Annotated in this window: 23 protein-coding genes and 1 riboswitch; of the genes, 13 read left to right on the top strand and 10 right to left on the bottom strand. The window is 71.3% G+C overall.

What is annotated here, in order from left to right; all coding sequences use genetic code 11:
* Positions 1–101 precede the first annotated feature (101 nt).
* Positions 102–176: riboswitch (cobalamin riboswitch) on the bottom strand.
* 509 nt (positions 177–685) lie between these two features.
* On the bottom strand, positions 686–1,450 hold the full coding sequence (locus tag ABZ842_RS00920; protein ID WP_361529406.1) for a GntR family transcriptional regulator: 765 nt from the start codon (positions 1,448–1,450) through the stop codon (positions 686–688).
* Between the two features lie 452 nt (positions 1,451–1,902).
* Between ABZ842_RS00920 and ABZ842_RS00915 the strand changes: the two genes are divergently transcribed.
* The 5 genes from ABZ842_RS00915 (at position 1,903) to ABZ842_RS00895 (ending at position 7,841) form a co-directional block, all read left to right on the top strand.
* Positions 1,903–3,177, top strand: coding sequence for an extracellular solute-binding protein (locus ABZ842_RS00915; RefSeq protein WP_361529403.1), 1,275 nt, complete (start codon positions 1,903–1,905; stop codon positions 3,175–3,177).
* Positions 3,178–3,267: 90 nt separating this feature from the next.
* A complete protein-coding gene (locus ABZ842_RS00910) occupies positions 3,268–4,245 on the top strand; it encodes a sugar ABC transporter permease (RefSeq protein WP_361529400.1) in 978 nt (325 codons plus the stop codon).
* Positions 4,242–5,072 carry a carbohydrate ABC transporter permease gene (locus ABZ842_RS00905; protein WP_361529397.1) on the top strand — a complete coding sequence of 277 codons (831 nt, stop codon included), beginning with the start codon at positions 4,242–4,244 and terminating at the stop codon, positions 5,070–5,072. Before ABZ842_RS00910 ends, ABZ842_RS00905 begins: the two co-directional genes overlap by 4 nt.
* 6 nt (positions 5,073–5,078) lie before the next feature.
* Positions 5,079–6,659 (top strand): glycoside hydrolase family 3 N-terminal domain-containing protein, encoded by a 1,581-nt coding sequence (locus tag ABZ842_RS00900; protein ID WP_361529394.1) that lies wholly within the window; start codon positions 5,079–5,081, stop codon positions 6,657–6,659.
* A 108-nt stretch (positions 6,660–6,767) separates the two neighbouring features.
* The gene (locus tag ABZ842_RS00895) at positions 6,768–7,841 is read left to right on the top strand and encodes an SIS domain-containing protein (protein WP_361529391.1); all 1,074 of its coding nucleotides are present in this window, start codon (positions 6,768–6,770) and stop codon (positions 7,839–7,841) included.
* Positions 7,842–7,907: 66 nt separating this feature from the next.
* Here the strand turns inward: ABZ842_RS00895 and ABZ842_RS00890 are convergent, their stop codons facing one another.
* The gene (locus ABZ842_RS00890; RefSeq protein WP_361529388.1) at positions 7,908–8,675 is read right to left on the bottom strand and encodes an SDR family oxidoreductase; all 768 of its coding nucleotides are present in this window, start codon (positions 8,673–8,675) and stop codon (positions 7,908–7,910) included.
* Positions 8,676–8,770: 95 nt separating this feature from the next.
* Here ABZ842_RS00890 and ABZ842_RS00885 point away from each other — a divergent pair, with 95 nt between their 5' ends.
* Both ABZ842_RS00885 and ABZ842_RS00880 read left to right on the top strand, forming a co-directional pair.
* Complete coding sequence (locus tag ABZ842_RS00885; protein ID WP_361529385.1) at positions 8,771–9,361, top strand: TetR/AcrR family transcriptional regulator; 591 nt, start codon at positions 8,771–8,773, stop codon at positions 9,359–9,361.
* 350 nt (positions 9,362–9,711) lie between these two features.
* Positions 9,712–11,187, top strand: a complete 1,476-nt coding sequence (locus tag ABZ842_RS00880) for a histidine kinase N-terminal domain-containing protein (protein WP_361529966.1) — start codon at positions 9,712–9,714, stop codon at positions 11,185–11,187.
* Positions 11,188–11,382: 195 nt separating this feature from the next.
* Here ABZ842_RS00880 and ABZ842_RS00875 read toward each other — a convergent pair whose 3' ends face one another.
* Positions 11,383–11,640: a WhiB family transcriptional regulator gene (locus ABZ842_RS00875; protein ID WP_003953983.1), complete on the bottom strand. Its 258-nt coding sequence runs from the start codon at positions 11,638–11,640 to the stop codon at positions 11,383–11,385.
* Between the two features lie 321 nt (positions 11,641–11,961).
* On the bottom strand, positions 11,962–12,930 hold the full coding sequence (locus ABZ842_RS00870) for a diacylglycerol kinase family protein (RefSeq protein ID WP_361529382.1): 969 nt from the start codon (positions 12,928–12,930) through the stop codon (positions 11,962–11,964).
* A 132-nt stretch (positions 12,931–13,062) separates the two neighbouring features.
* Between ABZ842_RS00870 and ABZ842_RS00865 the strand changes: the two genes are divergently transcribed.
* Complete coding sequence (locus ABZ842_RS00865) at positions 13,063–13,470, top strand: hypothetical protein (RefSeq protein WP_361529379.1); 408 nt, start codon at positions 13,063–13,065, stop codon at positions 13,468–13,470.
* A gap of 27 nt (positions 13,471–13,497) precedes the next feature.
* Here ABZ842_RS00865 and ABZ842_RS00860 read toward each other — a convergent pair whose 3' ends face one another.
* The 3 genes from ABZ842_RS00860 to ABZ842_RS00850 form a co-directional block, all read right to left on the bottom strand.
* Positions 13,498–14,727 carry a SigB/SigF/SigG family RNA polymerase sigma factor gene (locus tag ABZ842_RS00860; RefSeq protein ID WP_361529376.1) on the bottom strand — a complete coding sequence of 410 codons (1,230 nt, stop codon included), beginning with the start codon at positions 14,725–14,727 and terminating at the stop codon, positions 13,498–13,500.
* Positions 14,724–15,137: an anti-sigma regulatory factor gene (locus ABZ842_RS00855; protein WP_361529373.1), complete on the bottom strand. Its 414-nt coding sequence runs from the start codon at positions 15,135–15,137 to the stop codon at positions 14,724–14,726. The genes ABZ842_RS00860 and ABZ842_RS00855 overlap by 4 nt, the downstream gene beginning before the upstream one ends.
* 382 nt (positions 15,138–15,519) lie before the next feature.
* On the bottom strand, positions 15,520–15,780 hold the full coding sequence (locus tag ABZ842_RS00850) for a UBP-type zinc finger domain-containing protein (RefSeq protein ID WP_361529963.1): 261 nt from the start codon (positions 15,778–15,780) through the stop codon (positions 15,520–15,522).
* 115 nt (positions 15,781–15,895) lie between these two features.
* Here ABZ842_RS00850 and ABZ842_RS00845 point away from each other — a divergent pair, with 115 nt between their 5' ends.
* Positions 15,896–17,494, top strand: coding sequence for a Na+/H+ antiporter (locus ABZ842_RS00845; RefSeq protein ID WP_361529370.1), 1,599 nt, complete (start codon positions 15,896–15,898; stop codon positions 17,492–17,494).
* Here the strand turns inward: ABZ842_RS00845 and ABZ842_RS00840 are convergent.
* Together ABZ842_RS00840 and ABZ842_RS00835 are read right to left on the bottom strand one after the other, a co-directional pair.
* On the bottom strand, positions 17,473–18,447 hold the full coding sequence (locus ABZ842_RS00840) for a pyridoxal-phosphate dependent enzyme (protein WP_361529367.1): 975 nt from the start codon (positions 18,445–18,447) through the stop codon (positions 17,473–17,475). The two genes, ABZ842_RS00845 and ABZ842_RS00840, sit on opposite strands and share 22 nt — an antisense overlap.
* A gap of 119 nt (positions 18,448–18,566) precedes the next feature.
* The gene (locus tag ABZ842_RS00835; RefSeq protein ID WP_361529364.1) at positions 18,567–19,157 is read right to left on the bottom strand and encodes an N-acetylmuramoyl-L-alanine amidase; all 591 of its coding nucleotides are present in this window, start codon (positions 19,155–19,157) and stop codon (positions 18,567–18,569) included.
* 472 nt (positions 19,158–19,629) lie between these two features.
* Here ABZ842_RS00835 and ABZ842_RS00830 point away from each other — a divergent pair, with 472 nt between their 5' ends.
* The 3 genes from ABZ842_RS00830 (at position 19,630) to ABZ842_RS00820 (ending at position 21,751) form a co-directional block, all read left to right on the top strand.
* Complete coding sequence (locus tag ABZ842_RS00830; RefSeq protein WP_361529960.1) at positions 19,630–20,715, top strand: polyprenyl synthetase family protein; 1,086 nt, start codon at positions 19,630–19,632, stop codon at positions 20,713–20,715.
* A 109-nt stretch (positions 20,716–20,824) separates the two neighbouring features.
* The gene (locus ABZ842_RS00825; RefSeq protein ID WP_361529361.1) at positions 20,825–21,121 is read left to right on the top strand and encodes a hypothetical protein; all 297 of its coding nucleotides are present in this window, start codon (positions 20,825–20,827) and stop codon (positions 21,119–21,121) included.
* Positions 21,122–21,310: 189 nt separating this feature from the next.
* Positions 21,311–21,751 (top strand): DUF6304 family protein, encoded by a 441-nt coding sequence (locus tag ABZ842_RS00820; RefSeq protein WP_361529358.1) that lies wholly within the window; start codon positions 21,311–21,313, stop codon positions 21,749–21,751.
* A 127-nt stretch (positions 21,752–21,878) separates the two neighbouring features.
* On the opposite strand, the gene snpA is transcribed toward ABZ842_RS00820, so the two are convergent.
* Positions 21,879–22,523, bottom strand: coding sequence for a snapalysin (snpA, locus tag ABZ842_RS00815; RefSeq protein ID WP_361529355.1), 645 nt, complete (start codon positions 22,521–22,523; stop codon positions 21,879–21,881).
* Between the two features lie 254 nt (positions 22,524–22,777).
* Between snpA and ABZ842_RS00810 the strand changes: the two genes are divergently transcribed.
* Positions 22,778–23,737, top strand: coding sequence for a LysR family transcriptional regulator (locus ABZ842_RS00810; protein ID WP_361529352.1), 960 nt, complete (start codon positions 22,778–22,780; stop codon positions 23,735–23,737).
* Position 23,738 lies beyond the last annotated feature (1 nt).

Here is a 23,738-nt window from a genome sequence, read left to right as displayed (position 1 = left end):
CGTTCCGAGGCCGGCAGCACGTACGGCGTCCACCGGCCCAACCGCGAGGCCCGGACGTCTGGGCACCCGGTCGGACGAGCCGGGCGCGCTGTCGGCAGACGGTCGGACTCGCTCGGCGTGACGAAGCATGCCGAAGCACACCGTTGCGGGACAGTTCCGGATTCGCACCGGATTCCTCTGCGGTGACAGCGAGATGAGCATACATGTGGGGGCGGGTGTTGGAGGGAGCCCCCACATGTTGTGTCGCGCCCTCGCGTCCGCGACCCGTCTGCGGCCCGTCTGCGGCCCGTCTGCGGCTTGCGGCGCGGCCTCTTGGGCCCCCCTGACGCACCCGCCGCTTCCCTGCGGGCCGGTTGGTCTCTGCGGTCCGTCCGTGGCGTGCCGCACAGCTTCGCCTCCGAGACTGGCAGACGAGTGACGGGGGTCAGCACAACAGGGGCGCTGGGGGTCCCCCCACGCCCTCTGGGCGTAGGGGGCGGAACTGCGCGAGCAACCACAGGCGACCCGCAGAGACCAACGTGCCCGCAGGGAAACGGCGGATATGTCAGGGGCGCGAGGAACTGCGCGACAAGCCACGAACGGCCCGCAGAGACCAACGTGCCCGCAGGGCTACGGCGGATATGTCAGGGCGCGCGCAGCGCGAAGCCCCCCGGGGGTGACCGGGGGGCTTCGAGATGGGCTCGGCTCAGTCCTGGGGGCGGCGGAGGCGCGCCACGAACTTGTACCGGTCCCCCCGGTACACCGACCGCACCCACTCCACCGGCTCCCCCCGCGCGTCCAGCGAGTGCCGCGAGAGCATCAGCATCGGCAGGCCCACGTCCGTGCCCAGCAGCCCCGCCTCCCTCGGCGTGGCGAGGGACGTCTCGATCGTCTCCTCCGCCTCCGCGAGGTGCACGTCGTACACCTCCGCCAGCGCGGTGTACAGCGAGGTGTACTTCACCAGGCTGCGCCGCAGTGCCGGGAAGCGCTTCGCCGACAGGTGCGTCGTCTCGATCGCCATCGGCTCGCCGCTCGCCAGCCGGAGCCGTTCGATCCGCAGCACCCGGCCGCCGGTGGTGATGTCCAGCAGCCCGGCGAGGGTGTCGTCCGCCGTGACGTAGCCGATGTCCAGCAGCTGGGACGTCGGTTCCAGCCCTTGGGCCTTCATGTCCTCGGTGTACGAGGTCAGTTGCAGCGCCTGGGAGACCTTGGGTTTGGCGACGAACGTGCCCTTGCCCTGGATGCGCTCCAACCGGCCCTCGACGACCAGCTCCTGGAGGGCCTGGCGCACCGTGGTGCGGGAGGTGTCGAACTCGGCGGCGAGCGTGCGTTCCGGGGGCACGGGGGTGCCCGGCGGCATGGTCTCCGTCATGTCGAGCAGGTGTCGCTTCAGGCGGTAGTACTTGGGCACGCGTGCCGTGCGGGTCTGTGTCCCGCCCTCGGTCTCCGTACCCACCCCGTCCGTCGTCATGGCCCGCCTTCCCGACTCCTGCGCTTGCGCTGCTGCCGTCACCGGCTCCTCCGTCTGTCGCGGCTCACATCGTGGCACGGGCCGGTCCCGGGGAGTCACCCTCGTCGTCCCCCGGCTTCCTGCCAGGTCGAGTTCCTGGCGCCGTTCCGGGCGACACCACTGCTTCTTATACACCGTGGGCACTAGGGTTGGTCTAGTCCATGTTCCCGGGTGGAACGCGGGGCGGTGAAGCAGGCGAACCCTGCCCGGATCATGCCCAGATGTCGTTCCGGTAACGGACTGGATAGGCAGGTTTATCGAGCCTTGACAGCCCTAAAGGTCTAGGCCAAGCTCCCGGTACTGGTCTAAACCATTAAAGACCAGGTCCCAGCCCCAGGCAGTAGTACTTCGCGTATGACGTACGTGTGGCTTCGTGGTGGGCGGGGGTGGCAGGCATCCCTTAGGAGGGTGGCGTGAAGCGCAAGCTCATCGCGGCGATCGGCGTCGCGGGCATGTTGGTCAGCATTGCTGCGTGCGGTTCGGACGACAAGGATGACAACGGGTCGGGCGACCCGAACGACTTCAAGGGCAAGACCCTGACGTTCTGGGCCATGGACGGGTCCACGCCGGACCAGTGGCTCAAGGATCTCACGACCGAGTTCGAGCAGAAGACCGGCGCCAAGCTGAAGTTCGAAGAGCAGCAGTGGACCGGCATCCAGCCGAAGCTCACCACCGCGCTCTCCGAGGACAACCCGCCGGACGTCTTCGAGATCGGCAACACCCAGACCTCCGCGTACGCCAAGAGCGGCGGCCTCGCCGACCTCGGTGACCTGAAGGACGAGATCGGCAAGGACTGGGCCGCCAACTTCAACGAGGGCGCACAGTTCGACGGCAAGCAGTACGCGGCGCCGTGGTGGTTCGCCAACCGCGTCGTCATCTACAACAAGTCGGTCTTCGCCGAGGCCGGCGTCACCACGCCGCCGAAGACCCGCGCCGAGTTCTACGCCGCGCTGGACAAGATCAAGGCCAAGGGCAAGGAGCCGATCTACCTGCCCGGCCAGAACTGGTACCACTTCGTCGGCCTCGTCATCGGCCAGGGCGGCGAGCTGGTGAAGAAGGACGGCGACAAGTACGTCTCCAACCTGTCCGACCCGAAGGTCATCGCCGCGGCGGAGGAGTACAAGAAGCTCCAGGCGTACTCCCAGGCCCCCAAGGACAAGGACGAGGCCACCCCGCAGCAGGCCGAGATCTTCGCCAAGGGCAACACCGGCGCCTTCATCGGCATGGGCTGGGAGGCCGGTACGGCCATCAAGGCCGACCCGAAGATCGAGAAGGAGATCGGCTACTTCACCATCCCGGGTGAGACGGTCGACAAGCCCGAGGGCGTCTTCCTCGGCGGCTCCAACCTCGCCGTCGCCGAAGGCAGCAAGAACAAGGCGCTCGCCAAGGAGTTCCTGAAGCTGCTGCTGTCCGACAAGTACATGGGCGGCCTGTCCAAGGCCAGCGGCGTCATCCCGAACAAGGAGTCGCTGAACTCCAACCTGACGGGCAACGCGGTCGCCGAGGCCGCCGCGCCGTCCGCCAAGGTCGGTGGCACCACCCCGCTGATCCCGGAGTGGGCCGCGGTCGAGAACGCGCCGAACCCGATCAAGACCTACCTGACCGCCGTGCTGAACGGTAAGTCGCCGGCGGACGCCGCCAAGCAGGTCGAGGGCGACTTCAACAAGCGCCTGGCTCAGAAGCAGTAATGCTGCTCGCGGCCGGGGCGGGGGCCCGTAGCGCCCCCGCCCCGGCCGCCCACTGCGTTCCCCCCGGCGCCTAGTGAAGAGATGACGAGCATGACCGTGCAGACCGAAAGGCCGCCATCAGGCCCGACGGAGGTATCGAAGGTCTCCGTCGAGGGCAAGGGCAAGCCCTCAGCGTCCCGAGGTGGCGCACTCCTGCCCTATCTGTTGATGCTCCCCGCGATCGGCGTGACGATCGTCGTCCTCGGGTGGCCGCTGTTCAACAACCTGCTGCTGTCGTTCCAGAACCTCAACATGAGACAGCTGATCCAGCGTCTCACCGAGTGGAACGGGATCGACAACTACAAGGAGATCCTCACCGGTTCCGACTTCTGGCGGGTCACCGGCAGATCCCTGGTCTTCACGGGCGCCAACGTCCTGCTGATCATGGTGCTGGGCCTCCTCGTCGGTCTGCTGCTCGCCCGGCTCGGCAAGCGGATGCGGGTCGCCCTGCTGATCGCGCTCGTCCTCGCCTGGGCCATGCCCGTCATCGCCTCCACCACCGTCTACCAGTGGCTCTTCGCCCAGCGCTTCGGCGTCGTCAACTGGGTCCTCGCCAAAATCGGCTTCGACGGCATGGCGGACTACAACTGGTTCAGCAGCCAGTTCTCCACCTTCTTCGTGATCACCCTGCTGATCGTGTGGCAGTCGATCCCCTTCGTGGCGATCAACCTCTACGCGGCCACCACCACGATCCCGAAGGAGCTGTACGAGGCCGCGTCCCTGGACGGCGCCGGCATGTGGCGCAGCTTCACCTCCGTCACCCTGCCGTTCCTCAAGCCCTTCCTCCTCGCGACGACGTTCCTGGAGATCATCTGGGTCTTCAAGGCCCTGCCCCAGGTCCTCGCCATCAACCAGGGCGGCCCCGACCGACTCACCGAGATCCTGCCCGTGTACGCGTACGTCGAGGGCATCGGCAACCAGCACTACGGCATGGGCGCCGCCATTGCGATCCTCACGATCGTGATCCTGCTGTTCATCACGACGTTCCACCTGCGGATCGTTCTCAAGCAAGAGAAGGACGAGCGATGAAGCGTTCCCTGCTGGGCCGCGTGTGGCCCAACGTCACGGCCGTCCTGCTCTGCGTGGGCCTCGTCTTCCCCGTGTACTGGATGTTCGCCACGGCGTTCAAGAAGCCGACGGACATCGTCGCGGACACTCCCGTCTGGATCCCGCTCGACCCGACGATCCAGCACTTCAAGACCGCGATCGAGGCCGACCACTTCTGGACCCTGGTCCGCAACTCCTTCACGGTCACGATCCTCGCGGTGCTCTTCGCGCTGATGATTGCGCTGGCCGCGTCCTTCGCCCTGGCCCGGATGAAGTTCAAGGGTCGCCGCGGATTCATCATCGGCTTCATGATCGCCCAGATGGCGCCCTGGGAAGTCATGGTGATCTCGCTGTACTTCATCACCCGCGACGCCGACATGCTCAACAGCCTGGTGCCGCTGACCATCTTCTACACCGTCTCCATCCTCCCCTTCACCCTCCTCACGCTGCGCGGCTTCGTCGCCGCCGTGCCCAAGGAGCTGGAGGAGTCCGCGATGGTCGACGGCTGCACCCGCGGACAGGCGTTCTTCAAGGTGATCCTGCCGCTGCTGGCGCCCGGTCTGATGGCCACCTCGATGTTCGGCTTCATCACCGCCTGGAACGAGTACGCGATCGTCCTGGTGCTCAACAAGGACGTGGAGTTCCAGACCCTGCCGCTGTGGCTGTCCAGCTTCCAGTCCGTCTTCGGCAGCAACTGGGGCGCCACCATGGCCGCGTCCTCGCTCTTCGCCATCCCGATCCTGATCCTCTTCGTCTTCCTCCAGCGGAAGGCGGTCTCGGGGCTCACCGACGGCGCTGTGAAGGGATAACGCGCGGTGACCACCACGACGAACGACCTCAAGGCCACCGACCAGCTCAGCCGGGACGCGCTCGCCGTCCTCCAGCCCGGTTTCGAGGGCACCACGGCCCCCGACTGGCTGCTGCGACAGATCGCCGACGGACTGGGCGGCGTCGGACTCTTCGGCCGCAACATCACCACCCCCGAGCAGCTCACCGCGCTCAACGCCCAACTGCGGGCCGAGCGCGACGACCTCCTCGTCGCCATCGACGAGGAGAGCGGGGACGTCACCCGGCTGGAGGTGCGGGGCGGCTCGTCCTTCCCGGGGAACTACGCCCTCGGGACGGTCGACGACACCGGGCTGACGCGGGACGTCGCCCGCGAGCTGGGCCACCGGCTCGCCGCCTGCGGCGTCGACTTCAACTGGGCGCCGTCCGCGGACGTCAACGCCAACCCGGACAACCCGGTCATCGGCGTCCGCTCCTTCGGCGCCGACGCGGCGCTCGCCGCCCGGCACACCGTGGCGTACGTCCAGGGCCTGCAGGACTCCGGCGTCGCCGCCTGCGTCAAGCACTTCCCCGGCCACGGCGACACCAACGTCGACTCCCACCTCGCGATGCCCCGCATCGACGTGGGCCTCGACACCCTGCACGCCCGCGACCTGCTGCCGTTCCGCGAGGCGATCGCGGCCGGCACCAAGGCCGTGATGAGCGCGCACATCCTGGTGCCGGTGCTCGACGCCGACCGGCCCGCCACCCTGAGCCCGCGGATCCTCACCGGACTGCTCCGCGAGGAGCTGGGCTTCGACGGCCTGATCGTCACCGACGGCCTGGAGATGCAGGCCATCACCGGGACGTACGGCCTGGAGCGCGGGGCGGTCCTCGCGATCGCCGCGGGCGCCGACGCCATCTGCGTCGGCGGCGGGCTCGCGGACGAGGCGACCGTGGTGGCGCTGCGCAACGCGCTGGTCACTGCGGTACGGGACGGCGACCTGCCCGAGGAACGGCTGGCCGACGCGGCGGCGCGGGTTCGCGCCCTCGCCGACTGGACGCGCCGGGCACGGGAGGCCGTCGCGGGGCCGGGCGCGGAGACGCAGGAGGGGACCGCGCCCGGCATCCGCTCCGACGTCGGCCTGGTCGCCGCGCGTCGCGCCGTCGCCGTCACGGCGGGGGAGCGGCCGTACGAGCCCGTCACCGAGGCGCCGTACGTCGCGTCCTTCGCCGCCGAGGCGAACATCGCCGTCGGCGACGAGACGCCGTGGGGCGTGGTGGGCGAGCTGACCGCGCTGGTCCCGGACACCCGGGGCGACGCGTACACGCTTGAGAACGCAGAGGGCGCAGAGAGCGCTGTCGGCGGCGCGGAGAAGCTGGTCGGGGACGTGCTGGCGGCTGCGGCAGACCGTAGGATCGTCGCAGTAGTACGTGATGTCCACCGCCACCCCTGGATGGCGCAGGCACTGGACGCGCTGGTCGCGGCCCGGCCGGAGACGGTCGTCGTCGAGATGGGCGTCAACAGGTCACGGCCGAGGGGTGCGCTGCACATCGCGACCCATGGCGCGTCCCGCGTCTGCGGACGCGCCGCCGCCGAGGTCATCACCGGCAAGGGAGCGGGTGCCTGACCGAGGCGGACCGAGTGTTGTGCCAGGGCCCCGGGCGGCTCCGGGCGGGGTGACCCCGTCCGGGGGCCCGGGGCCCTGGCACACGGAACGCCTGTTGGAGGCCCCCAGATGCCTGCCCCTTCGTCGCACTCGGCCAGCGAGCGCCCCGGGCGGATCATGTCCGGCGAGATGGCGGAGCAGCCCGCCGTACTGCGGCGCATCCTGGAGCGGGGTGCGCCGCGCATCCGTGAGACGGCGGCGGCGATCGCCGCCCGCGCACCGCGGTTCGTCCTGCTGACCGCGCGCGGCACGTCCGACAACGCGGCGCTGTACGCGAAGTACCTGCTGGAGATCCAACTCGGCCTGCCGTGCGGGCTGACGTCCATGTCCACCACGACGGCGTACGGGGCCAAGCCGGACCTGCGGGACGTCCTGGTCATCACCGTGAGCCAGTCCGGCGGCTCGCCGGACCTGGTGGCGTCCACCCGGGCGGCGCGCGAGGCGGGCGCGGTGACGCTCGCGGTCACCAACAACCCGGACTCGCCGCTGGCCGCGGTCTCCGAGTTCCACATCGACGTCCTCGCCGGCCCCGAGAAGGCGCTGCCGGCCACCAAGACGTACACCGCGTCCCTGCTGGCGCTGTACCTCTTCGTCGAGGGCCTGCGGGGCGGCGACGGCGCGACGGCGGCCAAGGCGCTGCCCGACCTCGCGGCGCAGGTCCTGGACCGCCAGGACGAGGTGCGCCAACTCGCCTCCCGCTACCGCTTCGCCGAACGCATGGTGATCACCTCGCGCGGCTACGGCTACCCCACGGCGAAGGAAGCCGCGCTCAAGCTCATGGAGACGAGCTACATCCCGGCGCTGTCGTACTCCGGCGCGGACCTGCTGCACGGTCCCCTCGCGATGGTCGACAACATCTCGCCCGTCATCGCCGTCGTCACGGACGGCAAGGGCGGCACGGCCCTCCAGCCCGTCCTGGACCGCCTGCGCGGCCGGGGCGCCGACCTGGTGGTGATCGGCCCGGCGGCCCAGGTCGCGAAGGCGTCCGCGGGCTTCGTCCTGCCCACGGACGGCCTCCCGGAGGAGCTCCAGCCGATCGTGGAGATCCTCCCGCTCCAACTCCTGGCGTACGAGGTCACCATCGCCCGCGGCCAGGACCCGGACGCCCCCCGAGCCCTGGCAAAGGTCACCGAGACCCGCTGAGGCGAGCCCGCGGGGCCTTTGCGGCCACTGCTGAGGGAGCTACGGCAACGAGTCCGGCCACGGAAGCTACAGCAACGAGCCGCCGGTCGCGTCCAGCCAGCCCCCGGTGATCCAGCGGGCGGCGTCGGAGGCGAGGAAGGCGACGACGTCCGCGACGTCGTCGGGGCGGCCCACGCGGCCCAGGGCCGCGACCGAGGCCGCCTGTTGCCACGCCTCGTCGCTGGCGCGGATCCTGGGCGCGGTGTGGTCCGTGTCGATGATGCCGGGGGCGACCGAGTTGACCGTGATCCCGCGCGGGCCGAGCAGCTTGGAGAGGTCGCGGGTGAAGACGTCCAGGGCGCCCTTGGTCATCGCGTAGGCGATCAGGGTGGGCTCCACCGCGGTGCGGGCCAGGCCGGAGGACACGTTGATGATGCGCCCGCCGTCGTGCAGCCGGTCCAGACCCTCCCGGACCAGGTGGAACGGCGCCTTCACGTTGACCGCGAAGAGTGCGTCGTACTCCGCCTCCGGCATCTGCTCGAAGGGGCTGGAGATGCCGATGCCGGCGTTGTTGACGAGGATGTCGAGGCCCGCGCCGCCGCTGAGGCGGTCGTACGCCGCCCAGAGCGCGGCGGCGTCCCCGGGGACCCCCAACTCCTGCCCGACGGCGAAGGCGGTGCCGCCCGCCGCCTCGATGGCCGCGACCGTCTCCCGCGCGGCGGCTTCGTTGGTGCCGTAGTGGACGGCGACCCGGGCGCCCTCCTCGGCCAGCCGCACCGCGATGCCGCGCCCGATGCCCCGGCTCGCCCCCGTCACCAGCGCCGTCTTGCCGTCGAGCGTTCCCCTGCCGGACATGCTGCCTCCCCGTGCCTGGATGTCTGGTGCCGCCGCGCAACGGCGACGAGCGTGACCGTACCAGATTGTCTAGCGATCGCTATAGAATATTCGGCATGGCGACGAAACAGCGCGGCCGACCCCGCTCCTTCGACCGGGACACGGCTCTTCAGCAGGCCACCCGGGCTTTTTGGGAGCACGGCTACGAGGCGACCTCCATCGCGGACCTCACGAAGGCCATGGGTATCGGTCCGCCGAGCCTGTACGCCGCCTTCGGCGACAAGCGCGCCCTGTTCGCCGAGGTCGTCGAGGCGTACACGGCCGCCCGACCGGTCGACCTGGACGCCGCCCCGACCGCCCGTGACGCCTTCGCCGAGCTGCTGCGCGCATTGGCCGCCGACTACACCGACCCCGCGCACCCGCCCGGCTGCCTGGTCATCAGCGCCGCGCTCACCTGCGCGGACGGCGAGGTCATGGCGTCCCTGCGGGACCGGCGCAACGCCAATCTCGCGCTCTTCGAGGATCGGGTGCGGACCGACGTGGCGGCCGGGGTGCTGCCGGCGGACACCGACGTGACCGCGCTCGCGCGCTTCGTCGGGGCCGTGCTCCAGGGGATGTCGCTCCAGGCGCGGGACGGGGCGGGCCGCGGCGAGCTGGAGGCCGTGGTGGAGACCGCACTGCGCGCCTGGCCGGTGCCTTCCGCGTAGGTGCTGGCGGTCCCGGAGGGGTACGGAAAAACCCGCGGGCCGCGGCGCCTGGCAGGACCCTCAACCCGCCCGGCACCGCAGCCCGGAGTGCTTCGACCGGGCGAGTGTGCGGGCTCGCGCGGCCGTTGGGGAGGACTCGGCGCAGTCAGGGCAGAGAACGCCGGACCTCACTCCGCCCACCTGTGCGGGGAGGGCGGAAGCTCTTGATGCATTCATTGTGGACTAGACCATTCGCGGATGTCCATGCGTAGGCCCGCACCAGTTTGAAGTCTCATCCGACCTCTCATCCCTAGCTCACCGGCCTCTCATCTCCCCCACCGGCCACGGGTACGCTCGCAGACGTGCCCTCCATGAACGACCTCGTACGCCAGCACACCGCCCTCAGCGACTCGGACCTCGAATGGCTCCACCTGCTGGTCTCGGAGTGGCAGCTGCTCTCCGACCTCTCCTTCGCCGACCTCGTCCTGTGGGTGCCCACCCGGGACGGCGCCCGGTACGTCTCCGTCGCCCAGATGCGGCCCAACACCGGCCCGACCTCCTACCAGGACGACATGGTCGGACACCTGGTGCCCCGGGGCCGCCGCCCGCTGCTGGACGCCGCCCTCGACGAGGGCCGCATCGTGCGCGAGGGCGACCCAGAGTGGCGCGAGGAGGTGCCCGTGCGCGTGGAGTCCATCCCCGTGCGACGCGAGGGCCGGGTGCTCGGCGTGATCGCCCGCAACACCAACCTGCTGACCGTGCGCACGCCCTCCCGGCTGGAGCTGACCTACCTCCAGTCAGCCTCCGACCTCGCGCAGATGATCGCCGCCGGCGCCTTCCCCTTCCAGGGGCAACAAGTCGACATGGACGCATCCCCCCGCGTCGGCGACGGACTGATCAGGCTGGACGCGGAGGGCGTCGTCCAGTACGCCAGCCCCAACGCCCTCTCCGCCTACCACCGCCTCGGCCTCGCCTCCGACCTCGTCGGACACCACCTCGGCCAGGTCACCGCCGAACTCGCCCCCTCCCGCGGCCCGGTGGACGAGGCCATGGTCAAGCTCGCCAGCGGCTACGCGCCCCGGGAGACCGAGGTCGAGGGCAACGGCGGGGTGATCCAGCTGCGCACCATCCCGCTGCACCCCAAGGGCATCCGCATCGGCTCCCTCGTACTGCTCCGGGACGTCACCGAACTGCGCCGGCGCGAACGCGAGTTGATCACCAAGGACGCCACCATCCGGGAGATCCACCACCGGGTGAAGAACAACCTCCAGACGGTCGCGGCCCTGCTGCGTCTCCAGGCGCGCCGGATGGACTCCGTGCGCGGCCGGGAGGCCCTGAACGAGGCCGTGCGCCGGGTCGGTTCCATCGCCATCGTCCATGAGACGCTGTCCCAGAATCTGGACGAGCGGGTCGAGTTCGACGAGATCGCCGACCGGGTCATCGCGATGGTGGCGGAGATCTCACCCGGCAAGGTCGACTGCCGGCGCACCGGCCGGTTCGGCATCCTGGACGCCGAGGTCGCCACCCCGCTGTCGATGGTGCTCACCGAAGTCCTCCAGAACGCCCTGGAGCACGCCTTCCCGGCGGGGGAGCGGGGCTCCGTCGAGGTGTCGGCGGTGCGCGGCGAGACCCGCGTCGACAGCCGACTGCTGATCACCGTGCAGGACGACGGCCGCGGTCTGCCCGAGGGCTTCGACGCCCACCGCGCCGGAAACCTCGGCCTCCAGATCGTCCGGACGCTGGTGGAGGGGGAGTTGGGCGGCACCTTCGACATGCTGCCGGTGCCGGCGCCCGGCCGCGGCACCCGTGTCGTCCTCGACGTACCGGTGCGCGCACAGAAGAAGTGACGGCCCGGCCACGGTGACGGCCCGGCCACCGGGGCGGTGGCCGGGCCGACGCAGCAGCGAGCCCCGGAACGTTTCGAATGCGTTCCGGGGCTCGAATGCTGTGGGTTGTTGCTACTGCGCGCTGCGGTTCGGGGGCGGTGATTGCGTACGCTCCGTACGCGCCGCCCGGTTGCCTCAGGCTCGTCGCGGTGGCGGTCAGGCGCTGGCGTTGCGCGCCCGGTTGCGGGCGGCGCGGCGCTTCATCGCGCGGCGCTCGTCCTCGCTGAGGCCACCCCAGACGCCGGAGTCCTGGCCGGACTCAAGCGCCCACTGCAGGCACTGCTCCATGACGGGGCAGCGACGGCAGACGGCCTTGGCTTCCTCGATCTGCAGCAGCGCAGGACCGGTGTTGCCGATGGGGAAGAAGAGCTCGGGGTCTTCCTCGCGGCAAACGGCGTTGTGACGCCAGTCCATGGCTGCTACCTCTCCTTGGTATGACATGCAGGTGCTTGTGAATGTGAACGCTTTCACGAATCCCCCCGCGAGGGAAGGGCGATCGCCAACATCACATCGACGAAGGTCCAGGCTTCAGGGGAGGGGTTCTGGCGATCTGCGGGGCCGAGGTCCTGCGGGCCGTCCCGATCGCCATGAAGAGATTCGCAAACCTCGGCTTCGGATACAACCCCTTCCGGAAAGTTTTTTTTGATTCCTCGGTGTCGACTAGGTCACAGCCGTACTTCCATGGGGTGGATCGCAGTCCGTACGTTCGAGATAAAGGCGCTACGGGCCTTCTACTCACACAATCACACGCAGTGCACGGCGTACGCCTGTGAACGTCACGCTCGTCCGCAGTCCGAGGTGGTCTCCGTCCATCTGAAAGGGGAGCGGAACCTTTGAATTCAAGGTGAAGTCATCCATGTCGTGGACCGTGGTCGCGTGCTTGCCGTGGGGGCCCCGTTCGGGCGTCGACATCAGCAGCTGGGAGGCGTAGCGGGTGACCGCGGCGGTGGACAGCCGGGAGAGTCCGAGCACGTCCAGACCGGTGTCGAAGGAGGCCCGGGGGGAGACGTAGATCGGGCGATTGCCCAGGTAGGTCCAGGGAGAGGTGTTCGCGACTATGGACACCACGAGGTCGGTCACCGGGTCGTGGCCGGGGCGCCGCAGCTCGATCGTGCCCTGCCGGCGGTGCGGGTAGCGCAGGAACTGGCGCACCACCTGCCGCACGTAAAGAGGATGCGTGGAGCGCTTTCCCAGTTCCCGCTGTTGTTCGACCCGGCCGATCACGCTCGCGTCGAAACCGAATCCCGCGCAGAAGGTGAACCAGCGTTCGGGCACGCCTTCGTCGGCGGTGCCCTTGGTGCCCGAGGCCAGCCCCAGGCCGACCGTTCGTTCGCTCTTGCGGTTCAGCGCGTCCAGAATCGCGCCGGTCGCCTCGACGGCGTCGTTGGGCAGACCGAGCGCGCGGGCGAAGACGTTCGTCGAGCCGCCGGGCACGACGGCGAGCCGCGGCAGCCGGTCCGGCTCGGGGCCGTCGTGGAGCAGTCCGTTGACGACTTCGTTGACGGTGCCGTCGCCGCCGAGCGCGACGACGAGGTCCACCTCGCCCGAGTCCGCCGCCTGCCGCGCCAGGTCCCGGCCGTGGCCGCGGTACTCCGTCGTCACCGCGTCCAGCTTCATCTCGCTGGCAAGGGCGTGGATCAGTACGTCGCGCGTACGAGCACTGGTGGTGGTTGCTGCCGGGTTGACCACGAGGAGTGCACGCATGGGGTGCAGCGTACCTAGCCGGGAGTACCGGTCCCACCCCCGGACCCCTCGCACCGTTCTGCACCCAGCGGGGTTGGGGCGGGGTCGGGGTCGGCGGGCGGGGCGGCCGGGTGCGGCGGCTACCCTGGCGGGGTGAGTGATGCCCCGAGCCCCCGCCCCGCCCGCCTGGCCGCCGCCGCGGCGACGTCCGGCCTGGAAGGTCTGGCGCTGGTCGCGTACGGCGTCTACATGCTCGTGATGGGGCTCCTGGGCCGGCCGGAGAGCCCGTCCCAGGCGGAGATGGGCGGGCTCACCATGATCGCCCTGGGCGCCCTGCCGCTGGTGGCCGCGCGCGGGCTGCTGCTCCAGCGCAGCTGGAGCCGGGGACCCGCGCTGATCACGCACCTGATGGCGCTGATCCCCGCGTGGACGCTGCTGAGGTCGAGCGGTGCGCTGATCCCGGTCGGGATGGTGCTCGCGGTGGTCGCGGTCTCCGGTCTGGTGCTGCTGGTGAACCCGGCGACGACCCGGGCGCTCGGCATCCGCGGCCCGCAGAGCTGACGCGCTCCGGCCCGCGCGGGCCGAACGTCACTCCTCCACGAGGAGCTTCTCCCGCAGCTGGGCCAAGGTCCGCGCCAGCAGGCGCGACACGTGCATCTGGGAGATGCCGACCTCCTGCGCGATCTGCGACTGGGTCATGTTGCCGAAGAAGCGCAGCAGCAGGATCCGCTTCTCCCGCGGCGGCAGGTCCTCCAGCAGCGGCTTCAGCGACTCCCGGTACTCCACGCCCTCCAGGGCCTCGTCCTCGGCGCCGAGGGTGTCGGCGACGGCCGGGGACTCGTCGTCCGTGTCGGGGACGTCCAGGGACAGCGTGGAGTACGCGTTCGCCGACTCCAGGCCCTCCAGGACCTCCTCCTCCGAGATGCTCAGCCGCTCGGCGAGCTCGTGCACCGTGGGGGAGCGGCCGTGCTGCTGGGAGAGCTCCGCGGTCGCCGTCGTCAGGGCGAGCCGCAGCTCCTGGAGGCGGCGGGGCACCCGCACCGCCCAGCCCTTGTCGCGGAAGTGCCGCTTGATCTCGCCGACGACCGTGGGGGTCGCGTACGTGGAGAACTCCACGCCGCGCTCCGGGTCGAACCGGTCCACGGACTTGATCAGGCCGATCGTCGCGACCTGGGTGAGGTCGTCCAGGGGCTCGCCGCGGTTGCGGAACCGGCGGGCCAGGTGCTCGACCAGCGGGAGGTGCATCCGCACCAGCCGATTGCGCAGCTCGGCGCGCTCCTCAGAGCCGTCGGGCAGCTTGCGCAGCTCGACGAAGAGGGCGCGCGCACCGCCGCGGTCCTGGCCTTCCGAGGCGCCCGACTGCTCGCGCCGGCCCTCGTTGCGGCTCTCGTTCCGGGCTTCGCTCCGATCCCCGCTCCGGTTCTCGTTCGGGCTCGCGTCGCGCTGCTCGGACGGGCCCTCGCGCCGGCCGTCCTCGTTGGGGTCGTGGTGGTGGTCCGGTCGGCTGTCGTGCGCCTGCTCTTGCTGCTCGCTCATGTGGTCCGCCCTCGCCCCGGGCTCCGCCGCAATGGCAGCCCCCGCCTCCTGCTCCGCCGCGGCCCGTCGGCCGCTCGGTTCCGCACCGCCGGGCACCTCGCCGTCGAGTGCCTCGACGTCGGGTCCTTCGACCGGGAGCGGTCGGACCTGCTGCCCGGGGATGCCGGGGGCCGCGGGCTGCCCGTCCCGCTCCCCGTCCTCCCGCCGGGCCGGTCGTCCGTCCCGCCTGGTGTCCCGTCCCGGACCGTCCTCGTCCCACACCGGACCGTCCCCGTTCCTCACGCCGGCCCGGGTCCCGCGCCGCGCTGTTTGTACAGGCTGATGGAGACCGTGCGGTCGTCGGCCACCGACGAGTTCACCTTGCCGGCGAGCGCGGAGAGCACCGTCCAGGCGAAGGTGTCGCGCTCGGGGGCCCGGCCGTCGGTCGTCGGCGCGGAGACCGTGACCTCCAAGGAGTCGTCGATGAGCCGGAACACACAGCTCAGGACCGAGCCGGGGACGGCCTGCTGGAGCAGGATCGCGCACGCCTCGTCGACCGCGATCCGCAGATCCTCGATCTCGTCGAGGGTGAAGTCCAAGCGCGCTGCGAGACCGGCGGTGGCCGTACGCAGCACGGACAGATAAGCACCCGCAGCGGGCAGCCGGACTTCCACGAAGTCCTGGGTCCCGGGCTCGCCTGCGATCTGGGACACCCTCACCTCCAAGGTGACACATGCTCTTTCGGGGCCGCGGGAGGAAGGTCCCGGGGCCGTCGGTTACGCGGTCCGGTACGAAGACCGGTCGACTTCCGCGCGCAGCCGGTACCGGCCCGGCGACGCTATCGCGATCCATGGTGCCCTGTCGCAGGGCCCCCTATGGTCACTGTCACTCATGGTAGGCATATGAGTACACACAGTGGCTAGAGGTCTGCGGCACGCAATTCCAGGCAACCGGTGAAGGGTTGACGTACCCACGAGACGCCCCACCGAACCCGCGGTTTCGCCGTGCGGCGAGCTGTGCCGTTGCGTCTGCGGCCCGTCCGCAGCTTGTCGCGCAGTTCCTCCCCCGTGCCCGGCGGGCACGGGGGAGTGCGTCCTACACCAGCGCCGCGTCCACGAAGCACCAGCGCCAGTCCTCGCCGGGCTCGAAGCTGCGCATCACGGGGTGACCCGTCTCCCTGAAGTGCGCGCTCGCGTGCCGCAGCGGGGACGAGTCGCAGCAGCCCACGTGACCGCAGACCAGGCACAGCCGCAGGTGCACGGGCTGTGTCCCGGCGATCACGCACTCGGGGCAGGTTTCGGACTGGGCCGACGGCTCCGGGCGGGGCAGAGCCGCTGTGTGCGGGCACTCGCTCATGATGGCCACGTTACGGCGGATGGGCCGCACCTTCGCGTCGAGCGGCGCCTTCGCGTCGAGCGGCGCCGCGGTCGTCGAGCGGGGCCGCATGCTGCGGGCGGCAGGAGGAAGGCGCATGGAAGCACTGCCACTGGTGGCACTGATCGCGGCCAGCGCCGCGGTCGCCGGCGCCGCCCGACGGACCCCCGTCCCCGCCCCGCTGCTGCTCGTCGCCGCGGGGCTGCTCGCCGGCTACCTGCCCGGGGTCCCCGACTACACCCTCGATCCACACGTCGTGCTGCCGCTGGTGCTGCCGCCGCTGCTGCACATGGCCGCCCTGGACAGCTCGTACCTGGACCTACGGGCCAACGCGCGCCCGGTCGCGCTGCTGTCCATCGGCTACGTCCTGTTCGCCACGCTCGCCGTCGGCTGGCTGACCCACCTGCTGATCCCGCAACTGCCGCTGACCGCGGCGCTGGTGCTGGGCGCGATCGTCGCGCCGCCGGACGCGGTCGCCGCCACCGCCATCGCCCGCAAGCTGGGGTTGCCGAACCGGATCACCACGATCCTCCAGGGCGAGTCCCTGGTGAACGACGCCACCGCGATCACCGCGTACCGGGTCGCGGTCGCGGCGGCCGTCGGGGAGGGCGCGACCTGGGTCGAGGGCATCGCGGAGTTCGCCCTCGCCGCGCTCGGCGGCGTCGGGGTCGGACTGCTGCTGATGGTCCCGATCCACTGGCTGCGCACCCATCTGAAGGAAGCGCTGCTCCAGAACACCCTGTCGCTGCTGATCCCCTTCGTCGCGTACGCGGCGGCCGAGCAGGTCCATGCCTCCGGGGTGCTGGCGGTGGTCGTGGTCGGGCTCTACCTGGGGCACCGGTCCTGGCAGGTCGACTTCGCCACCCGGCTCCAGGAAGGCGCGGTGTGGCGGATGGTCGCGTTCGTCCTGGAGTCCGCCGTCTTCGCGCTGATCGGGTTGCAGTTGCCGTACGTCCTCAAGGGGCTCGGGCACTACGGCGTCGGCCAGGCACTGGCGTACGCGGTCGGGGTCTTCGTGTTCGTGGTCGTGGTGCGGTTCGTCTGGGTCTTCCCCGCGACGTTCCTGCCCCGGCGGCTGTCCTCCCGGATCAGGGACCGGGAACCCGGGGTGGACTGGAAGGCGCCGACGATCGTGGGCTGGGCCGGGATGCGCGGGGTGGTCTCGCTGGCCATCGCGTTCTCCGTGCCGCTGACCACCGCGTCCGGGGACCCCTTCCCGTCCCGGAACCTGGTGCTCTTCCTGACCTTCACCACGGTCATCGGGACGCTGGTGGTGCAGGGGCTGACGCTGCCGGCGCTGATCAGGGCGCTGCGGCTGCCGCAGCGTGACGCGTACGCGGACACGCTCGCCGAGGCGCAGGCGCAGAGCGAGGCGTCCGCGGCGGCCGACCGACGCCTGGACGAGCTGCTGACGGATCCGCGCAACGCCCTGCCGGAGCCCTTGGCCGACCGGCTGCGGACGGTGATGGAACGGCGGCGGAACTCGGTCTGGGAGCGGCTCGGCACGGTGAACGTGGAGACCGGTGAGTCCGCCGACGACACCTACCGCAGGCTGACCCGCGAGATGATCGGCACGGAGCGGGAGGTCTTCGTACGGCTGCGGGACGAGCGGCGCATCGACGACGAGATGATGCGCACGCTGCTGTTCCGGTTGGACCTGGAGGAGGCGGCGGCCTACCGCGAGGGCGACGACTGATCCGCGTCCCGCAGTCGCTCCCGCGGCCCTTCCCGAGCGGGCGGGGCGGGGGCACCGGTGACGACGGCGGCGACGGCCGTCCCCGGCGGGAAGGCGCCTTCGGCCGCGAGCTCGGTCAAACCGTGCAGCATTTTGGCCACATACAGTCGCTCCAGGGGCAGTCCGTGGCGCGTTTCGAACTCGTCAGCGAATCGATGGAGCTCGGACGGTATGCGGGCGTATCCGCCGCCGTGGAAGCGGTCGTCCAAGGACCAGTCGCCGCGGCGGCCCCCGAAGGCATCGTGCTGGAGGCGCTCCACGTCCGCGGTGAGGAAGCCGCCCTTGAGCACCGGGAAGCCGACGGCCCGCTGCCCGGGGGCGAGCCCCGCGGCCAGCCCGGCGACGGTGCCCCCGGTGCCGCAGGCGACGGCGACGACGTCCGCCGCGCCCCGCAGCTCCCGGCCCAGGTCGACGCAGCCGCGGGCGGCGAGCGCATTGCTGCCGCCCTCCGGGACCACGTACACCGAGTCCGGTATCCCGCCGGCCGTGGCGATCACGCGCGCCACCACCGCCGGGTCGGCCTTCGCCCGGTAGGTCGTACGGTCCACGAACATCAGGCGCATGCCGTCCGCCGCGCAGCGGGCCAGAGAGTCGTTCAAAGGGCGGTCCGCGAGCTCGTGGCCGCGGACCACGCCTATCGTCGGCACGCCGAGGAGGCGGCCCACGGCGGCGGTCGCCCGCAGGTGGTTCGAGAACGCGCCGCCGAAGGTCAGCAGCGGGCGGCCGGCCGCTGCGGTCAGGTTCGGCGCCAGCTTCCGCCATTTGTTCCCCGGCAGGTCGGGGTGGATCAGGTCGTCCCGCTTGAGCAGCAGGCGCACGCCCCGGCGCGCGAAGCGCTCGTCCTCGACCGGCTGCAGCGGCGACGGCAGCCGGGGCCGCAGTGCGGCGGCGGGATCGAACACCTGTGGCGACATGGACCCCATTGTGGCCCCGAGGTCTGACAACGGCCCCCGGGCGAGACCCCGGGACGGGGCCGTCGGACAGTGGCCCCGGCGGCGGCCCCGGGCGGCGACCGCGCCCGGGGCCCCGGGGCCTACTTCAGACGGTCGTGGACGCGGGCGCGCATCGCGTCCATGGTGAAGCCGCGGGGGTCGACCTTCCCCGGCTGCCACTCCAGGTGCCCGATCACCGAGCGCGAGTTCCAGCCGTGCACCCGGCAGATCGCGGCGGACGCCTTCTCGATCGCCTCCAGTTGGGCCTCCGGCCAGGGGTCCTTGCCGTCGCCCAGGTTCTCGCACTCGAATCCGTAGAAATGGCTGTTCCCATCGGTGTTGGCCTCGTTGTCCGCGGGGAGCGCCTTCTCGGCGATGACGGCGCGCAGCACGTCGTCGTCGCCGAGTCCGGCGTGGTTGGCCCGGCCGTAGCCGACGAGGTGGACGGTGCCGTCCTTGGCGATGACGCCGTGGCAGAGGGGGCCCGGAAGGTCGGGGCGGCCGTCGCGGCACAGGGCCACCGTCAGGGCGGTCCCCTTCGTGACCGTGTGGTGGATCATCACGCCGTGCACCGGCCCCCAGGGGCCCTTGTGGTTGCGGTTGTGCGTGCGCCACTCACCGACCTGGACGACCCTGAGCCCTTCGTCCTGCAGCGCTTCGAGGAACCGGCTGGCGGACATGGGTGAGGACATGGCGACTCCCTGGAGGTACGAGGAGAGGAGGGGTTCGGAGAACGTTGGAGACGAATGAATGCTCGGAGACAAGTGCTGGTGATGCGTGCTGGTGATGAGTGCTCGGAGATGAGGTACGGAGAATTCCGTATCGGCCTACCTACCCCGGCCACACGGCCCCGCCGGCTGTTCGGAACGTGTGCGAGCCGATCCGGTCAGCTCTGATCGCCCCACCTGGCGGATTGCGAAATTCCGTGGGATGTGCCCCGCCGGGGCTGATCTAGTCCCATCAATTCGGGTAATGGCGCCGGCACTTCATGCGCTGAAACGCTCTCCCCAGGCAGGTCAGACGGCGCGCGCCGGGGACTAGGTGCTGGAGAACGTGGAGGTGGGGCGCTGGGGCTGAGCGTTCCGACGCGAACGTCTCGTCGTCGACTCACCCGGGATCACCCGGGCCACGGGGAATCATCTGGGAAAGGACCGCTCATTGACCATGTCGGAGGCCGTCGGCGCCCGGGAGGCGCTGGCGCTGCTGGAACGCACCCGCGCACTGGTCGACCCGCGGCTGCGGGCGGCCGTGGGGACCCTGCCCCGCGCGCTGCGTCGCGTCGCGGCGTACCACTTCGGTTGGGAGGAGCACGAACACGGGGCCGGCGACCCCATGGTGCCCGGCTCGCCCGACTCGCCCGGCGTCCCCGGAGCCCCCGGCGCCGGCTTCGGGGGCAAGGCGATCAGGCCGGCCCTGGTGCTGGCCGCGGCGGACGCGTTCGGCGGGCCGGCGGAGCCCGCGGTCGGCGCCGCCGCGGCCGTGGAGCTGGTCCACAACTTCACCCTGCTCCACGACGACGTCATCGACGAGGACGCGACCCGTAGGCACCGCGCCACGGCCTGGGCCGCCTTCGGCACCGCGGACGCCATCATCGCCGGTGACGCGATGCTCGCCCTCGCGCACCGCATGCTGGCCGAGGACGGCCACCCGGCGGCGGTCGAGGCCGCGCACCGGCTGGCGGGCTGCGTGATCGAGTTGTGCGCGGGGCAGCAGGCGGACTGCGCCTTCGAGGAGCGCGCCCCGGAGGACGTCCTGCTCGACGAGTGCCTGACCATGGCGACCGCGAAGACGGGCGCGCTGCTGGGGTGCTCCTGTGCGATCGGGGCGCTGTACGCCGGCGCGGGGCCGGAGGAGGCCGCTGCCATGGACGCCTTCGGGCGGGAGGCCGGACTCGCCTTCCAGCTCATCGACGACCTGATCGGGATCTGGGGCGACCCGGGGCGCACCGGAAAGCCGGCCGGGGCCGACCTCGCCGCGCACAAGAAGTCCCTGCCCGTGGTGGCGGCGCTCACCTCGGGCACCCCGGCGGGCGCGGAGCTGGCGGAGCTGTACCGGGGGCCGCTGACCGGCGCGGCGGTGGCGCGCGCCGCGGACGCCGTCGACCGGGCCGGCGGCCGTGACTGGGCGCAGGAACAGGCGTCGGACCGGATGGCGCGGGCGGTCCACGAGCTGTCGCGGGCCGTGCCGGACCTGGCGGCGGCGGGCGACCTGCTGGCGCTGGCGGAGTTCGTCACCCGCCGCAACCGCTGAGCGACGCGGGGCGTGGGCCGGGCAGGGGGCGCGGGGGCGCGACCCGAGTGGGTGAACGGGGCGCACCGCCGGGCTGCCCGCTCCCCGTACCCCGTCCTATCCTGGGGTCATGGGCAGCGAAGGACGTCGGACCGTCCGCAGCCCGCAGGCCGAGCTCCGGAGCCCGCAGGCCAAGTTCCGGTGCCCGGCGTGCGGCCGGCCTGTCGGTACCGTCATCAAGCGACGCAAGACCCTCGGGGCGTTCGTCCCCTTCTGGGGGCCCGGCCCCTGCCACAACCGCGCGTGCGAGCGGTACCTGCCGCCCGAAGAGGCCGAGGGCGCCGGCGGCGCCCCGGGCGCGGACGGCGCCGGTGGCTCCCGCCAGCACCCGGGCACCAGCCCCGACACCTCCGTCGGCACGACCTGACCCGCGCCCGGCCACCCACCCAGCCACGCACCCAGCCCGTCACCCGCGCACCCGGCCTGCGAAGACCGCGCCGAATCCGTCCGGGAACGGTCCCGGACCGAACGGATTCGGAACGCTCTCAGGCCCGAACGCGCCGTTCGGGCATCCCTGATGTACGCCCCCGCCCGCCGTAGCGCTACAGTCCGCGCCATGTCATCGGAGTCGACTGAAGTCTGGGCGGGCTGGTACCGCGATCGACGGGGCGCGGAAGCCGTCACGATCGCAGCGCGTGGACGTCAACTGTGCACGCGCATCAGGGGTGTTGAGTACGAGGGTGCGACATTCGCCGCACTGGAGGCCATAGGGGCCGAGGGGCTGCTCTCGTCCTGCGTACTGGAGTGGGACATGCCGCTCCCCGTCCATGCCGACGGCGAGGTCCAGCGGGCCACGCTCAGCTGTCTGTTGACGCTCGGCGAGCCGCGCCCTGACGGCTCGTTGGACCGGGCCGATCTGAACCTGACGCTGCATTACGGCGGGGCCGCGTTCGAGGCCGGGGTGGCCGGGGGTGACTTCGACGACGCGCTCGACCGCTTGCAGCGGCTGTTGCCGCACGGCGCGGAGCTGGGGGTGCGCACGCCGGCGGACGCCTGACGCGGGGCGCGCCGGGCGCGCGCCGCGGATTGAGCTACGGGAGAGGGGCGTCCCGCCGACGGTTTCGGCGGGACGCCCCTCCTATGCGCTCAGCTGGGTGGCTCGTCAGCCGTCAGCCGTCGGCTCGTCAGCCGTTGGCCCACAGCTGGTTGACCCGGGCGCGCTCGGCGCTGTTCGGGGTGTCGTTCTGGCAGGACGGGCCGGGGCCGCCGCCCGACATCAACTCGCTGCACGGGCCGCTGTAGTTGTCGCGCAGGCCGAGCACGTGCCCGGTCTCGTGCGAGGTGACGCGGTTGGAGTTGTAGATCTGGTTCTGGCGGTAGTCGAGGAAGATGTAGCCGCGGCCGTGGCCGTCCGTGCTGGCGTACGAGCCGCGCGGGTCGTTGCCCTCGCGGTAGGTGAAGCTGGGGCTGCCGCCCTCGCGCAGCTTCACGTTGGTGACGGTGCTGTTCCACACCTGGGTGCTGCGGGCTATCTGGTTGCGGAAGGACGGTGCGCCGGCGGCGCTGTAGTTGACCGTCACGACGCGCGCGTCCGGGTTGGCGGCGCGCTTCTCGGCGACGGCCTTCTGGATGGCCTGGATGAACGCCTCGGTCGCCCGGGTGTCCTCGCCGGACTTCTCGTACGCGGCCCAGCCCGCGGCGGCAGCGGCGGTGCTCGCCGCGGACGCGGGGGACGCGACGGGGGCGGTGGCGGCGGACGCCGGGGTGGCGAGGGCGGCGGCGAGTCCGATGCCGAGTGCGGTGGCGAGGACGGATCGGGGGTGACGCATGGGGGGCTCCTACTCGTCCGTTGAGCGGTTCGGTACGGCCGAGTTTCGGGGAACCACCCCTGGTTGGGATGATGCCAACCCCCGATAACGCCGACGCATCACCTCGGTCGTCCCGGTTGTCCGCTTCCTTCATGCCCATGTCATCGATCCGGTTTTGGGGGTTCCGTTTTCTCGGGCGGTGTCGTCCTCATCCGTCCCGCTGTGCCCGGACTATGCGTCTGGTGCGGCAGTTGGCGCGGACCTACTCTCCAACCATGGAGCTAGAGGTGAGACACCTCCGCGCCCTGTGCGCCATCGCGGACGCCGGCAGCCTGCACAAGGCGGCCCGGCAACTGGGCGTCAGCCAGCCGTCGCTGACGACCCAACTGCGCCGCATCGAGAACTCCCTCGGCGCCGAACTCTTCGCGCGTGAGCGCTCCGGTTGCCGGCCCACTCCGGTGGGGCGGGCCGTACTGAGCCGGGCGCGCCCCCTGTTGGCCGAAATGAGCGCCCTGGTGGCCGAGGCCAAGTCGGCCGCCGCGCGCGCGAGCGGGCCGCGGCTGCGCATCGGCTCCACCGCGAGCCGCGCCCTGCCCGGCTGGCTCGGCAGGCTGCGCCGCCGCCTGCCCGGCACGGACATCTCCCTGCACGTGGACGTCTCGCCGAACTCCCTGCTCAAGATGGTTGCGGCCGGACAGCTCGACGTCGCCTTCGTGCACGAGGTGGAGGGCTGCCCGCTCGTGCTGCCCGAGGGGCTGTGCGTACGCGTCCTGGTGGAGCGCGAGCCGCAGTTCGTCTCCATGGCGCGGCACCACCCCGCCGCCGATGCGGCCGTCGTGGAACTCGCCGACCTGGCCGATGACCGCTGGATCGTCGACCCCTCGGTGGACGGCGAGTGGGAGGGCGTGCGCCGGGTGCTGTTCGCCGCCGGCATCGACCCGCCGCTGCTGCACGGCGACTACCACACGGCCGCCGCGCTGATCGCCGTCGGCGAGGCCGTCGCCCCCTGCCAACCCACCTCCGACCCGCGCGGCGACATGGCGATCCGCCCCCTGCGCGGCGACCCGCTGGCCGTACGGCTGCTGCTGTGCTCGCGCGCCGGTGCGCAGGAGGTGGCGGACGGGGCGTACCTGGACCTGGCGGAGGCGTACCGGGAAGTGGCCGCGGGCGCCGTGGCGTACCGGCAGTGGCTACGCCGCCACGGCAGCCCGCTGCTCGCGGTCCCGGCCGCCTGAA

Origin of the sequence: Streptomyces sp. NPDC047315 (assembly GCF_040643215.1) — a bacterium.
Classification (GTDB): Bacteria; Actinomycetota; Actinomycetes; order Streptomycetales; family Streptomycetaceae; genus Streptomyces.
This window is presented reverse-complemented; position numbering and strand designations above follow the sequence as displayed.

Excerpts from the sequence above, each read along its gene's own strand:
- ABZ842_RS00910 (WP_361529400.1), top strand. The coding sequence starts at position 3,268 with ATGACCGTGCAGACCGAAAGGCCGCCATCAGGCCCGACGGAGGTATCG.
- ABZ842_RS00840 (WP_361529367.1), bottom strand. The coding sequence starts at position 18,447 with ATGTCGCCACAGGTGTTCGATCCCGCCGCCGCACTGCGGCCCCGGCTG.
- ABZ842_RS00880 (WP_361529966.1), top strand. The coding sequence starts at position 9,712 with ATGAACGACCTCGTACGCCAGCACACCGCCCTCAGCGACTCGGACCTC.
- snpA (WP_361529355.1), bottom strand. The coding sequence starts at position 22,523 with ATGCGTCACCCCCGATCCGTCCTCGCCACCGCACTCGGCATCGGACTC.
- ABZ842_RS00875 (WP_003953983.1), bottom strand. The coding sequence starts at position 11,640 with ATGGACTGGCGTCACAACGCCGTTTGCCGCGAGGAAGACCCCGAGCTC.
- ABZ842_RS00920 (WP_361529406.1), bottom strand. The coding sequence starts at position 1,450 with ATGACGACGGACGGGGTGGGTACGGAGACCGAGGGCGGGACACAGACC.
- ABZ842_RS00845 (WP_361529370.1), top strand. The coding sequence starts at position 15,896 with ATGGAAGCACTGCCACTGGTGGCACTGATCGCGGCCAGCGCCGCGGTC.
- ABZ842_RS00885 (WP_361529385.1), top strand. The coding sequence starts at position 8,771 with ATGGCGACGAAACAGCGCGGCCGACCCCGCTCCTTCGACCGGGACACG.
- ABZ842_RS00830 (WP_361529960.1), top strand. The coding sequence starts at position 19,630 with ATGTCGGAGGCCGTCGGCGCCCGGGAGGCGCTGGCGCTGCTGGAACGC.
- ABZ842_RS00850 (WP_361529963.1), bottom strand. The coding sequence starts at position 15,780 with ATGAGCGAGTGCCCGCACACAGCGGCTCTGCCCCGCCCGGAGCCGTCG.
- ABZ842_RS00890 (WP_361529388.1), bottom strand. The coding sequence starts at position 8,675 with ATGTCCGGCAGGGGAACGCTCGACGGCAAGACGGCGCTGGTGACGGGG.
- ABZ842_RS00825 (WP_361529361.1), top strand. The coding sequence starts at position 20,825 with ATGGGCAGCGAAGGACGTCGGACCGTCCGCAGCCCGCAGGCCGAGCTC.
- ABZ842_RS00905 (WP_361529397.1), top strand. The coding sequence starts at position 4,242 with ATGAAGCGTTCCCTGCTGGGCCGCGTGTGGCCCAACGTCACGGCCGTC.
- ABZ842_RS00810 (WP_361529352.1), top strand. The coding sequence starts at position 22,778 with ATGGAGCTAGAGGTGAGACACCTCCGCGCCCTGTGCGCCATCGCGGAC.
- ABZ842_RS00820 (WP_361529358.1), top strand. The coding sequence starts at position 21,311 with ATGTCATCGGAGTCGACTGAAGTCTGGGCGGGCTGGTACCGCGATCGA.
- ABZ842_RS00895 (WP_361529391.1), top strand. The coding sequence starts at position 6,768 with ATGCCTGCCCCTTCGTCGCACTCGGCCAGCGAGCGCCCCGGGCGGATC.
- ABZ842_RS00870 (WP_361529382.1), bottom strand. The coding sequence starts at position 12,930 with ATGCGTGCACTCCTCGTGGTCAACCCGGCAGCAACCACCACCAGTGCT.
- ABZ842_RS00835 (WP_361529364.1), bottom strand. The coding sequence starts at position 19,157 with ATGTCCTCACCCATGTCCGCCAGCCGGTTCCTCGAAGCGCTGCAGGAC.